Genomic DNA, 12,511 nt, shown 5'->3' with positions numbered 1-12,511 from the left:
ATGACGATCCGGATCATGCAGGGCGACTTGCTGAAGCAAGACAACGTGGACGCCATCGTCAACACCGTCAATTGCGTGGGCGTGATGGGCAAGGGCATCGCGCTGCAGTTCAAGAACAAGTGGCCGGCCAACTTCCGTGACTACGCGGCCGCCTGTAAAGCCGGCGAAGTACGCCCGGGGCGCATGTTCGTGCACGACTCGGGCGGACTGGTGAAGCCCAACTACATCATCAACTTTCCGACAAAGGATCACTGGCGCGGAAAGTCGCGCATCGAGTTCATCCGCGACGGGCTGGCCGATCTGGTGGAGCAGGTGCGCAGGCTCGGCATCCGCTCGATTGCGATCCCGCCGCTCGGCTGTGGCAACGGCGGCCTGGAGTGGTTGCAGGTACGTCCGCTGATCGAGCAGGCCTTTGCCGCATTGCCGGAGGTTGAGGTACGGCTGTTCGAACCCGGCGAGGCGCCCGATCCGAAGTCCATGGAAGTCAATACCGAGCGCCCCCGCATGACACCCGGCCGCGCCGCGATCCTCAAGGCCATCGAGACCTATCGCGAGCTCGATTACGGGGTGTCGCGCATCGAGGTGCAGAAGCTTGCCTATTTCCTGCAGGAAGCCGGCCAACCGCTGGACTTGAAGTTCGAAAAGCACCATTACGGGCCTTACTCCGATGCATTGCGCCATGCGCTGCAGCGCATGGAGGGCCATTTCGTCCGCGGGGTCGGCGATGGCGTTGTGGAATCCGAAATCGAGCCGGTCTCAGGCGCACTGCAGGAAGCAAATAGTCTGCTGAATGATCTGAGCGATGCCGACTTGGATGCTCGCATAGCCCGTATCGCCACCCTGATCGACGGATTCCAATCGCCATACGGTATGGAATTACTCGCAACGGTTCATTGGGTCGGATCGCGCGAGGGAGCCGCCGCCCCGGAAGCCGCCTTGAATTGCATCCGCCACTGGAACGAGCGCAAGAAGCACACCATGACGGCCGAGCATGTGCGGATTGCCTGGAATCGGCTTACCGATGAGGGATGGTTGAAGCAGACCAAGCAAAGTCATGGCGAACGGCAAACCGGACAACTGTTCTGCTGACGACGCAATCAAGACCACCAAACAAAAAGCCCGACCTCTTCAGGTCGGGCTTTTTGTGTATCGATGGTAAAGCACATAAGGGTCGAACTCGCGACCTCCGCATTGCGAACGCGGCGCTCTCCCATCTGCACACCGTAATGAACCGGCATACCACGGTGACGCTGTGCCAATCCGCCCTACGTCACTGTGCAACGGTCCACACACCAAACTGCCGCGGCTGAACGTAAAAAAGCCCGGTTTCCCGGGCTTTTCTGCATCCTGCTCCGAGCTAGGCTCAGGCGGGCTGGATGTTTGCTGCTTGCTTGCCTTTCGGGCCATTGACGACGTCGAAAGTCACAGCTTGATTTTCTGCGAGGCTCTTGAAGCCGCCGCCTTGGATCGCGGAGAAGTGAGCGAAAAGGTCGTCACCGCCGTCAGACGGGGTGATGAAGCCAAAACCTTTTGCGTCGTTAAACCACTTTACGGTACCTGTTGCCATGATTGCTTCCTTGCAATGATTGGTGATGGGCGAAATGCCCGCTGACGAGGATCAAGGCGAGAAGCTGACTAACAAGTTACCGTTTTAAGGGCTGCTGTGCTGCTGCTACTGACGTTCTTCATACACCCGCTGAACGCAGTATCCGGACATGAGCAGGCAATAGCAAGAAATATCTGAAATTAAATAAAAAAACAGGTTGGTGGACGGAGCCCGGCGATGCTCGTGCAGCCCGATCGGTCCAGTCATTCAGCATAATTCGCGAATAGCAAAAGACGAACCCCGCCATTCGTCTGTGGCATGCCCCTGGGGCGTCAATGCAAAAAGCCCGACCTGCTCAGGTCGGGCTTTTTGCGTATCTGTGGTGGACCGAATGAGGATCGAACTCACGACCTCCGCATTGCGAACGCGGCGCTCTCCCAGCTGAGCTATCGGCCCACGAAGCGCGGATTATAGCGACGGCTCAGGGGTTTGCAAAGACCGACGCCCCGTGCGAAGGAGCCCGCCAAGTGTTACCGGAATTTAGGATGGGTAACCGTCCGTTAGATACGCCCACCGACCCGGAGGCTTCCCGTATCTTGATTGCACGCTTGGAGGTTCGACGGCTCGGTTGCCAGCGTTTCGAGGGCAAACGGCGCTTTCCGGGCACTTACTCGTAATAACTTCAACAAGGAGACGAGCATGGACAAGGACCGTATCAAGGGCAGTGGCAAGGAAGTCAAAGGCTCCATCAAGGAGACCGTCGGCAAGCTCACGGGCAACCACCAGACCGAGGCGGAAGGCAAGCTCGAGAAGGCCGTCGGCAAAACGCAGCGCAAGGTTGGCGAAGCCAAAGACAAGCTGCGCGACGCGGTGGATTGATCGCCCACGGCAACTTGCCCACCAGCGCCCCACCGTTAGGGGCAAAGCAGTCGACACCAAAAACCTGAATGTTGCGAGCCGCGCTTGCGACGCTACTCACGGGGCTCATCGCCCCCCTCAAGGAGAAAAATCATGAAAAAGACCCTTTGGATGTTTGCCATTGCCCTGCTGAGCACGCCGTTTCTGATCGGCTGCAACACGATTGATGGTGCAGGCAAAGACATTGAGCGCGGCGGCGAAAAGATTCAGGAACAAGCGCGCTAAGGAGTTTCGCTGACTTCACCCCCGGCCCGGCGGCCTCTCTCCCCTTCTTTGAGATCCGCCGGGCCGATTGATTGGCGCCAGGCCAATCGCTTCAGTGCAGAAACGTATTTTCCGATCGACGACTGCGCGGCTTGCCACCGGTGACACATCTGCCCAAATGGCCGCAGCGGCACATACAACGTAGAGGAAACGTCATGCAATACATTCTTCTCTGGCTACTAGGCATCCCCCTGCCGATCCTCATCCTGATCGCCATCTTGCTGTAACGCCGGCCATCAGACTTGAACATGCGGTATTCAACCATTTGAGGATTCGAACATGCAGACCACTCATCCTGCTGCCGCACATGTCGGCGCAACCCCGCCCGTGATGGGCACCGAACGCTCAGTTGTATCGTGGGGCGCCGTGTTGGCGGGCGCCGTCATTGCCGCCGCCATGTCGGCCATGTTGCTGGCCGGCGCGTCGGGCCTTGGCTTCATGTCGATCTCGCCGTGGCAGAACGAAGGCGCTTCGGCCACGGCGGTCACCATAGGCGCCGTTGTCTGGCTGCTGATCACCCAGATCATTGCGTATGGCATCGCCGGCTATGTTACCGGCCGCCTGCGCACCCGCTGGACGGACACCGCAGTGGATGAGGTTTACTTCCGCGACACCGCGCACGGCTTTCTGGTGTGGGCGGTGAGCGTGATCGTGACGCTGGCGCTGCTGGGCTCGGCAGTGAGCTCCATTGTGTCGGGCACCGCCAAGACCGGCGCGGCCCTGGCTGGCGGCGCGGCTGCCACAGTGGCCTCGACGGATGCCCCGGAAGGCATGTCGTTGGAGTACTTCACCGACACGCTGCTGCGCGCCGAGGAACCGGCTGGCGTCGAGCGCCAAGGCGACACACGCCGCGAAGTAGGCACGATTCTGGTCCGCAGCGCCATCAACGGCGAAATGGCGCAGGAAGACGAGACCTATCTGGTGCGCGTGGTGGCGGACTACGCCGATGTGGATGAAGCCGCTGCCCGTCAGCGTCTTGATCAGGTGTGGGGCCAGGTGGAAGCGTTCGAGCAGAACGCACGTGAAGCTGCCGACGATGCGCGCAAGGCCGCTGCCGCCTTCTCGCTGTGGGCATTCATCTCGCTGCTGCTGGGCGCCTTCATCGCCAGCTTTGCCGCCACCATCGGCGGACGCGCCCGCGACCGCTAAGGCATTCAGCTCGGGCCGGTCTGAGGGCCGCCCGGTTGCGATGGCGTAAAACAAACGGGCCGATCACCCCGAGGTGGTCGGCCCATTTGTTTGTCTGTTAATTGCCAGCGCAGTCTGGCCGCTCAGCCTTCACCCGAACCGGTTTCCGCACGACCCAGGCGATCGGCCACGGCTTGCCATTCAGCCGACTGCGCAGGCGCCTCGACCAGAATGATGTCGGCGCCCAGTGCATCCAGCGTCCGCAAGTTGGCATACAGGTCGTGCGCGTAGCCGGCGGGGTCGGCGGGCGCGGTCAGCCAATACAAACAAGCAGCGCTTTGCGGCTGGCGCGCCAGCACGGCCACACCCTGCCCTGCATGAACCTGCACTGTGCCGGCCAAGCGGCTGGTTTCGATCAGCTTCAGCGGCGTGCGCGGCGCGTAATGCGCGGCCAGCGCGCCGGACACGCGCGGCGCGGCCGCATCCGTTGCAGCCTCATCTGCCGATACGCGCGGGCGACGACCGATGACTGCGGCGATGGCGTCGGCCGAGATGGCACCGGGGCGCAGCAGTACCGGGGAGTCGCGCGACAGGTCGAGAATGGTGGATTCGATGCCCACTTCGCAGGCGCCGCCGTCGAGCACCACGGGCACCTTGTCGCCCAGCTCTTCCACCACATGTTGCGCGGTGGTGGGGCTGATGCGGCCAAAGCGGTTGGCGCTGGGCGCGGCGATGCCGGAATCGAAGGCCTGAAGCAGTGCCAGCGCCACCGGGTGGCCGGGCACACGCAGGCCGACGGTGTCTTGCCCGCCGGTGACGTCATCGGGCACATCGGCCGTGCGGCGCAGGATCAGCGTGAGCGGGCCGGGCCAGAAGGCCTTGGCGAGCGCGATGGCGTCTTTGGGAATGGCGCTGGCCCACTGCGGCAGGTGCTCGGCACTGGGCAGATGCACGATCAGCGGGTGATCAGCCGGGCGGCCCTTGGCCGCGAAGATGCCGCGCACGGCATCCGGGTTGAGCGCATCGGCGGCCAGGCCATATACCGTTTCAGTGGGCAAGCCGACCAGGCCCCCGGCGCGCAGCACATCGGCTGCGCGGGCGATGTTGTCGGGCGTGGCCGCGAAAACGCTCATTCGTCGGTGATGCCGATGGCAGCGCGGGCACGCATGGCGCGTTCGAGCACTTCGGGCATGTCACTGCCGACCACCGTGAAGTGCCCCATCTTGCGGCCGTGGCGTGCCTGGTGCTTGCCGTACAGATGCACGCTCAGGCCGGGCTCGCGGTGCAGCACGGCCCAATCGGGCTCGCGGTACTGCTCGCCGTCGAACCACAGATCACCCAGCAGATTGACCATGACCGCCGCCGAATGCTGGCGCGGCTCGCCCAACGGCAAGCCGGTGAGCGCCCTCACCTGCTGCTGGTACTGACTGGAAACGCAGGCATCGATGGTGTGGTGGCCGCTGTTGTGCGGGCGCGGCGCCATTTCGTTCACCACCAGCTTGCCGCCGGTGACGAAGAACTCCACGCCGAGCGTGCCGACATAGCCGAGCTTCTCGGCAATCGCGGCGGCAGCGCGCTGGGCTTCCGCAGCCAGCGCGGCATCGACACGCGCCGGGGCGATGGTGACATCCAGAATGCCGTTGCGGTGCTGGTTCTCGCCGGTGGGGAAGCACTGCACATTGCCAGCGGCATCGCGCGCGAGCACCACGGACACTTCGCAGTCGAGCGGCAGCATCTTTTCGAGCACGCAGTCGTCGCCGAACTTCTGGAACGCTGCCAGCGCTTCGGCATGACTGCTGACGCGGGCCTGGCCCTTGCCGTCATAGCCGAAGCGGGCAATCTTGAGAATGGCCGGAAACAGCGCGGCATCGGCGTTGCGCACGTCGTCTTCGCTGCGGATCACGGCAAACGGGCCATGCGGCAGGCCGTGTTCGGCGAGGAAGGACTTCTCGCGGATGCGGTTCTGGCACACCGCCACGGCGTCAGCACGCGGGTGCACCGGCACGCTTCGCGCGAGGTATTCCAGCGTGGCGGCCGGTACGTTTTCGAATTCGGTGGTGATGGCAGCGCACTCGGCTGCGAGCTGATCGAGCGCGGCGGTGTCTTCATACGCAGCCACCAGGTGGTGGTCGGCAATGCGACCGGCCGGGCTCTGCGGATCGGGGTCGAGCACCCAGACCTTGAAGCCCATTGCGTGGGCGGCCGTAACGAAGAAGCGGCCAAGCTGGCCGCCTCCGAGCATGCCGAGGGTAGCGGGCGGGAGAATCATTGCGGCTCCAGTTTCATGGCCAGCACAGTTTGCGTCTGGCGCTCGCGGAAGTCGGTGAGCTTCTGTGCCAGCGCAGCATCCTGGTTGGCGAGCAGCGCCACGGCAAACAGCCCGGCGTTGGCAGCGCCCGCCTCGCCTATGGCGAAGGTGGCCACCGGAATGCCTTTGGGCATCTGCACGATGGACAATAACGAATCCTGACCCGACAGCGCCTTGCTCTGCACCGGCACGCCCAGCACCGGCAGCGTGGTCTTGGCGGCCACCATGCCCGGCAGGTGAGCGGCGCCACCGGCACCGGCGATGATGGCCTTGAGGCCACGTTCGCGCGCGGCTTCGGCGTATTCGAACATCAGATCAGGCGTGCGGTGGGCAGACACCACGCGCGCCTCGTACGGCACGCCGAAGTCGTCCAGCACCTTGGCGGCGGCCTGCATCGTCGGCCAGTCGGAGTTCGACCCCATGATGATGCCGACAACGGGCTTTTGTTCGCTCATGTTCATCCCTTTGCGCGCTGCGAGCGCTCGGCTGACTCGAGGGTGTTTTCGAGCAGCATGGTGATGGTCATCGGGCCGACGCCACCCGGCACCGGCGTGACCAGCGCGGCCACCTCGGCTACCGACGCGAAGTCGACGTCGCCACACAGTTTTCCGGCCTCAGGGCCGGATTCGATTCGGTTGATGCCCACGTCAATGACCACCGCACCGGGTTTGACCATGTCGCCGGTGACGAAGCGCGGCTTGCCCACCGCGGCCACGACGATGTCAGCCCGGCGCGTGTGGAAGGCCAGATCGCGCGTCTTCGAATGGCACACAGTGACGGTGGCGCCGGCATTGGTGAGCAGCATTGCCATCGGCTTGCCGACGATGTTGGAACGGCCGATCACCACAGCCTCGGCGCCCTGCAGCTTCACGCCCTCGGCCTCGAACATCTTCATCACGCCATGCGGCGTGCACGGAATGAAGCATTCGCGCCCCTGCGACAGCAGGCCGACGTTTTCGGCATGGAAACCGTCGACGTCTTTCTCCAGCGCAATCGCCTCAAGCACGGCTTGCTCATCGAACTGCGGCGGCAGCGGCAGTTGCACCAGAATGCCATGTACGGCGGGGTCGGCATTGAGCTCGGCGATACGCGCGAAGACCTCGTCCGGCGCCACATCCGCGGCGTAATCGAACTTGAGCGAGCGGATGCCGGCCGATTCGCAGGCCGCCACCTTGTTGCGCACGTAAACGGCCGATGCGGGGTTACCGCCGACCAGAATTACCGCCAGACAAGGTTCGACGCCGCGCGCCTTGAGTGCCGAGGCACGGGTGGCGATTTCGCCGCGTACGCGGTCGGCCAGAGCCTTGCCGTCGAGAGTGCGAGCCGTCATGAGTGTCGGGGCTCCGAAAAAGGGCGTGATTTTACAGCAGCATCAGCGGCTTGTGCGAATGCGTCGACGGCACGGCGAGCGCTTGTTAACGCGGGCATTTCAAGCCGATTTCATCGACCTTGCCGCGCTCGTCGGTGTGGCGCACGATGAGTTGAAAGCCGCCCACGGCAATGCGATCACCCTCGACCGGGTGGCGCCCCAGGCGGCGCGAAAAAAGAGCACGCAGGCTCAAGCCATCTTCACCGGGTTCCAACATCAAACCGTAGGCCGTCGCCAGATCACCCGCGAGACTGTCGGCCGCCACGGTGAACTCGCCAAAGAAGGCTGCATTGTTCGACAACTCGTCGTCGCGCCCGGCCTTGAAGGCTTTGGCGAGCTTTTCGGCCAGGGCGTCGGGTGCCATCAGCCACACGCCGTCGCCCTCCCGCAACTCGGTCTCGGCATCCAGCGTGATCAGCCTGCCACGCCGCAACACTGCCACGCAGCGCACATCCGCACTGGCCTCGGAGCGCGTCAGATCATCTGGATGAGCCCCATCCGCACGCGACTTGCGGCCCACCACGTATTCCAGGAGCTCCAGTGCAGCACGCTCCCCCACCCACACTTCAATGCGGTCGACGGGTTCATCCTTGGGCGGCACGACCACGCCCAGCAGGCGTGCCGCCACCGGCACGGTGGAACCCTGTATCAGCAGCGACATCAGCACCACCGCAAAGGCCACGTCGAACAGCAAGCCGGAGTGCGGCACGCCCATGATCAGCGGGTACATGGCCAGCACGATGGGCACTGCCCCACGCAAGCCCACCCATGAGATGTACAGCAGTTCGCGCTTGGAGAAACGGAAGGGCAACAAGCAGGTGACCACCGCCAACGGACGCGCCACGAACATCAGGAAAGCGGCCATGGCCGCAGACAACGGCGCCTGCTCGATCAGATGCGAAGGCGTGACGAGCAAGCCCAGCGTCAGGAACATGCCGGCCTGCGCGAGCCAGGCCAGGCCGTCCATCACGCGCAGCACATGCTCCGTGGCGTGCGAGCGGCGGTTGCCCACCACCAGCCCGGCCAGATAGATGGCGAGAAAACCACTGCCGCCAATGCTGTTGGTGGCCGCGAAAATCATCAGACCACCCGACATGATGAGCAAGGCGTAAAGACCTTCGGCCAGACGCAGCTTGGCCAACAATCGGGCCAGCACCCAGCCGCCGATGGCGCCGGCGATCAGTCCCAACGAAAACTGCTGCAGCAACATCAGGCCGATGGTGAGAGGGCCACCCTCGCCCGGCATCATGATGGCTTCCACCATTACCGCGACGAGCAGGATGGCCATCGGATCGTTGGCACCGGACTCGATTTCAAGCGTGGCTTTTACCCGGTCATTGAGCCGCACACCACTGTTGCGCAGCAGCGAAAACACGGCGGCCGCATCGGTGGAGCCCACGATGGCCGCCAGCAGCAGACCGAGCTTCCAGTCGACATCGAACAGCCATACCGCAAATACGCCCAGCAGCAGCACCGTGGCGACCACGCCCCAGGTGGCCAGCACCGTGGCGGGGGCGAAGGCTACGCGGAAGCTAGCCAGCCGGGTGCGCAAACCACCGTCAAGCAAAATGATGGCCAGCGCCAACTGCCCGATGAACATGGCTGTGCCAAAGTCATCGAAACTGACACCACCCACCCCCTGCTCGCCGGCCAGCATCCCGACGAGCAGGAACATCAGCAGCAGCGGCAAGCCCAGACGGGCAGACAAGGTGCTCGCCACGACACTGACGAACAAAAGCAGAGCGAGCAACAGCAGGATGGTGTTGATGTAATCCATTCAGACGAGTGCAGTGAGACAGGCTGGCGCCTGTCGGATTGAACAAAGCCCGTCCGAAGCCGCCCGCGGCGGCACAGAAATCAACTGCGAAGGATGGACGGATCAACCGTCAGAACGTGCTGAACGAGTTCGGCCAGCGAGCGCACTTCCATCTTTTCCATGACGCGTGCGCGATGCACTTCGACGGTCTTGATGCTGATGCCAAGCACATCGGCGATCTGTTTGTTGAGCTTGCCGGCGAGAATAAGTTTCAGCACTTCGTGTTCGCGCTGCGTCAGATCGGCCAGCCGACGCGACACGTCGGCCTTGAGCACGCGTTGCCCGCGCTCGTTGCGCTCGCGCGCCAGCGCAGACTCGATGACGGCGAGCACTTCACGCTCACCGAAGGGCTTTTCGATGAAGTCCTCGGCACCTCGCTTGAGCGCCTCGACCGCCATCGGAACATCACCGTGGCCGGTGATGAAGATCACCGGCAAGCCGGTGTTACGGGCACGCAGCAGCTCGAACAACTCGAGCCCGCTGATGCCGGGCATGCGCACGTCGAGCAGTACGCAACCGGTTTTGGCCTGATCGCACACGGCGAGAAAATCTTCGCCGGACGAGAAGGTACGCGTGCGGTACCCGTTGGATTCGAGAAGCCACACGAGGGAATCGCGCAGGGCTTCGTCGTCGTCGATGATGTGGATGACCTGCTCGGCAGGGTCAGGCAACTTGCTCACGCACAGCTCCGGTGGAAAGTACGAAGCTGAATACGGTACCACCTGCCGGATTATCGGCAACCTCAAGATGGCTGTCGTGGAACTCGACGATGGAGCGGCAGATGTTCAGCCCCATGCCCATGCCTTCGGGTTTGGTGGTGTGGAACGGCATGAAAAGCTGCTCGCGCTCGCCCTTGGCGATACCGGGGCCGCGGTCTTCCACGGCAATCTCGACGCCCTCGCCCTCCAGCACCCGGGCTCGCACGATCACCGTGCGGCGCACGGCCGGCATGGTGGAAACGGCCTCCAGCGCATTGCGCACGAGGTTGAGCACTACCTGCTCGATCATGATGCGGTCTGCAAACACCTGCGGCAGGCCCTCTTCCACCTGCAGCTCGATGCGCCCGCCGCTGCGTCGGGCGTCGATCTCGGCAAACCCGATGGCATCTTCCAGCGTCTCGGCGACCGTGATGGGCGCACGACGTGGCTCGCTCTTGCGCACGAAGTCGCGCACGCGGCCGATGATCTTGCCGGCACGCTCGGCCTGCTGACTGGCTTTGGTCATGGCCAGCAGCAAATCTTCGGCACGGTAGTTGTCGCTTTGCAGGCGCGTGACGCAGCCCATGCAATAGTTGGCGATCGCGCCCAGCGGCTGGTTGAGCTCATGCGCCAGCGTCGAAGCCATCTCGCCCATGGTGATCAGGCGCGCCGTGTGCTGCAGGCGCTCGTCCTGCATGCGCGCCATCTCTTCGGCCTGGCGGCGGTCGGTGATGTCGGTGGCGATGCCCATGCGCACGATACGCCCGTCCACCCAGCGCGAGGCGTGTTCGCGCAAGTGATACCAGCGGCCGGAAATACGGTGCTGCACTTCGCCGTCGAACAGCTCGCGCGGCAGGCTGATGGTGTCCAGACGGCTGAGGTCGGTCTTGTATTCGACGCTTTCCGGCTGCGGCGCGGCCACGCCGGCAATGGTGCGTCCGACTACGTCGTAGCCATGCACGATCTTGAAGGCGCGGTTGGCATACAGAATGGTGTCGTCGGTGGCATCGGCCACGAACACCACTGCGTCGAGCCCGTCGAGCACCGCCTCGAAGCGGCGTTGCGAGGCCTCCAGCGCCGCGCGCACACGCTTGGGCTCGGTAATGTCCGCCACCGAAGCCATCCAGCCCGTCTGGTGACCATGCACGTCGATGAGCGGTGAAAGGTAGAAGCGCACATCGATGCGCTCGCCGCTGCGACGGCGGATGCGCAAATCGAAACCACTGGTGAGCGCCCTGCCCGCCACCGACATCTCCAGCTCGCGGCGGCATTCGTCGTGAGCGTCTTCAGGCCAGTACGGAAACGGCGGCATGGCGCCAAGCAACTCGCTCTCGTCGAAACCGACCAGACGGCAGAACGCGGGGTTTACATAAATGATGCGCCCCGACAGGTCGATGGCCCGCAGGCCGGTGATGACCGACTCCTCCATGGCCTTGCGGAACGCCGATTCCTCGCGCAACGCGTCTTCAGTATCGCGCCGACGCCCCATGTGCTCACGCAGCAGCCAGAAACTCCACAGGATGATCAGCGACAGCCCGCTGATGACGATGAGGAAGATCGCATACGGCGTGGGGTCGGCAATCTTGAATGACACTGCACGCAGCACCAGCCCCGCGCCCGGCAGGTCAAGCGGCAATTCAAACGCAATGCGCTCATCGAGCGGCAACGTGCTTGGATTGACGGCAACCGACTGCCCGCGCGCATCCACCAGACTGATCTGATATCGCTCGGCAAACCAGTCCGGCACCAGTTCCGCCACCATGCGCTCGGCCGAAAAAATGCCCACGATGGTGCCGACGAAGAGCTCGCCGTTGCGCACCGGCACATGCACCTGCAGGATGGTCTGGCCGTTGGGCGTCACACGGGGTTCGCCGTAGGCGATCACCCCGAGATCTTCCGCGCGCCGGAACGCCATCATCTGCTGAACGTCGAGCATCTCGGAAAGGCGCAGATTGGCCGTCGAAACCGGCGCGGCCCAGCGCACCCGGCCGTCATCGCCCACCCAGGCCACTTCGACAAGCTGCCCGTTCACGGCAATGTGGCGCGTCACGCTCTGGTCGAACTCTTCGCCGGTGATCGAGCCGTTGGCGAGATCATTGGCCAACTGCAGCAGGAATGTCTCGGCGCTCTGTTTGTGCAGCCGGATGGTTTTTTCCGCCCACTGCACGTCACGCACGATCATGCCGCGCGCAGCTTCGGCTTCACGTTGCTGCAACTGCCAGACGATGGCGCAGGCGGTGACCACCAGCAGCGCAATGGCCACGTAAGGAGCCGTCCAGTACCAACGCTGGGATGAATTCGAGCCGGGGCTTGGCGGGGTGGACATCAAGTGCCTGGAATAAGGGTAAGTTTGCCGAGTGTGGCAGTCCGGCGCCTTGGACGGAATCGGGTTTTTCCCCTACGCTTTCAAGTTGCCGGCCGAGCACCTGCATTCTATGGTGCGGCGCACGATTGCGCCTTACGA

At 63.5% G+C, this 12,511-nt stretch carries 12 protein-coding genes and 1 tRNA gene; 4 read left to right on the top strand and 9 right to left on the bottom strand.

Annotated features, from left to right (window positions below; genetic code table 11):
* A complete protein-coding gene (darG, locus tag AC6H0W_RS08310; RefSeq protein WP_497576687.1) occupies positions 1–1,089 on the top strand; it encodes a type II toxin-antitoxin system antitoxin DNA ADP-ribosyl glycohydrolase DarG in 1,089 nt (362 codons plus the stop codon).
* A 274-nt stretch (positions 1,090–1,363) separates the two neighbouring features.
* On the opposite strand, the gene AC6H0W_RS08305 is transcribed toward darG, so the two are convergent.
* Together AC6H0W_RS08305 and AC6H0W_RS08300 are read right to left on the bottom strand one after the other, a co-directional pair.
* Positions 1,364–1,567 carry a cold-shock protein gene (locus AC6H0W_RS08305; protein ID WP_497576686.1) on the bottom strand — a complete coding sequence of 68 codons (204 nt, stop codon included), beginning with the start codon at positions 1,565–1,567 and terminating at the stop codon, positions 1,364–1,366.
* A gap of 359 nt (positions 1,568–1,926) precedes the next feature.
* A tRNA-Ala gene (locus AC6H0W_RS08300) sits at positions 1,927–2,002 on the bottom strand.
* A gap of 243 nt (positions 2,003–2,245) precedes the next feature.
* Here AC6H0W_RS08300 and AC6H0W_RS08295 point away from each other — a divergent pair.
* The 3 genes from AC6H0W_RS08295 to AC6H0W_RS08285 all read left to right on the top strand — a co-directional run bounded on the left by AC6H0W_RS08295 (position 2,246) and on the right by AC6H0W_RS08285 (position 3,877).
* Positions 2,246–2,425 carry a CsbD family protein gene (locus AC6H0W_RS08295; protein WP_497576685.1) on the top strand — a complete coding sequence of 60 codons (180 nt, stop codon included), beginning with the start codon at positions 2,246–2,248 and terminating at the stop codon, positions 2,423–2,425.
* 132 nt (positions 2,426–2,557) lie between these two features.
* Entirely contained in the window at positions 2,558–2,689 is a 132-nt protein-coding gene (locus AC6H0W_RS08290) for an entericidin A/B family lipoprotein (protein WP_497576684.1), read from the top strand.
* Between the two features lie 318 nt (positions 2,690–3,007).
* Entirely contained in the window at positions 3,008–3,877 is an 870-nt protein-coding gene (locus AC6H0W_RS08285; protein ID WP_497576683.1) for a hypothetical protein, read from the top strand.
* A 122-nt stretch (positions 3,878–3,999) separates the two neighbouring features.
* Here the strand turns inward: AC6H0W_RS08285 and AC6H0W_RS08280 are convergent, their stop codons facing one another.
* From AC6H0W_RS08280 to AC6H0W_RS08250, 7 genes are all read right to left on the bottom strand, one after another.
* Positions 4,000–4,989, bottom strand: coding sequence for an L-threonylcarbamoyladenylate synthase (locus tag AC6H0W_RS08280; RefSeq protein WP_497576682.1), 990 nt, complete (start codon positions 4,987–4,989; stop codon positions 4,000–4,002).
* A complete protein-coding gene (locus tag AC6H0W_RS08275; protein ID WP_497576681.1) occupies positions 4,986–6,125 on the bottom strand; it encodes a 5-(carboxyamino)imidazole ribonucleotide synthase in 1,140 nt (379 codons plus the stop codon). The genes AC6H0W_RS08280 and AC6H0W_RS08275 overlap by 4 nt, the downstream gene beginning before the upstream one ends.
* Complete coding sequence (gene purE / locus AC6H0W_RS08270; protein WP_497576680.1) at positions 6,122–6,619, bottom strand: 5-(carboxyamino)imidazole ribonucleotide mutase; 498 nt, start codon at positions 6,617–6,619, stop codon at positions 6,122–6,124. Before purE ends, AC6H0W_RS08275 begins: the two co-directional genes overlap by 4 nt.
* A gap of 2 nt (positions 6,620–6,621) precedes the next feature.
* Complete coding sequence (gene folD, locus AC6H0W_RS08265; RefSeq protein WP_497576679.1) at positions 6,622–7,494, bottom strand: bifunctional methylenetetrahydrofolate dehydrogenase/methenyltetrahydrofolate cyclohydrolase FolD; 873 nt, start codon at positions 7,492–7,494, stop codon at positions 6,622–6,624.
* Between the two features lie 85 nt (positions 7,495–7,579).
* Positions 7,580–9,310, bottom strand: coding sequence for a potassium/proton antiporter (locus tag AC6H0W_RS08260; protein WP_497576678.1), 1,731 nt, complete (start codon positions 9,308–9,310; stop codon positions 7,580–7,582).
* 80 nt (positions 9,311–9,390) lie between these two features.
* Positions 9,391–10,029 carry a response regulator transcription factor gene (locus AC6H0W_RS08255; RefSeq protein ID WP_497576677.1) on the bottom strand — a complete coding sequence of 213 codons (639 nt, stop codon included), beginning with the start codon at positions 10,027–10,029 and terminating at the stop codon, positions 9,391–9,393.
* Positions 10,013–12,373 carry a PAS domain-containing sensor histidine kinase gene (locus AC6H0W_RS08250; protein WP_497576676.1) on the bottom strand — a complete coding sequence of 787 codons (2,361 nt, stop codon included), beginning with the start codon at positions 12,371–12,373 and terminating at the stop codon, positions 10,013–10,015. The genes AC6H0W_RS08255 and AC6H0W_RS08250 overlap by 17 nt, the downstream gene beginning before the upstream one ends.
* Between the last annotated feature and the right edge of the window lie 138 nt (positions 12,374–12,511).

Source organism: Pseudazoarcus sp. NS20 (genome assembly GCF_059703745.1).
This window is presented reverse-complemented; position numbering and strand designations above follow the sequence as displayed.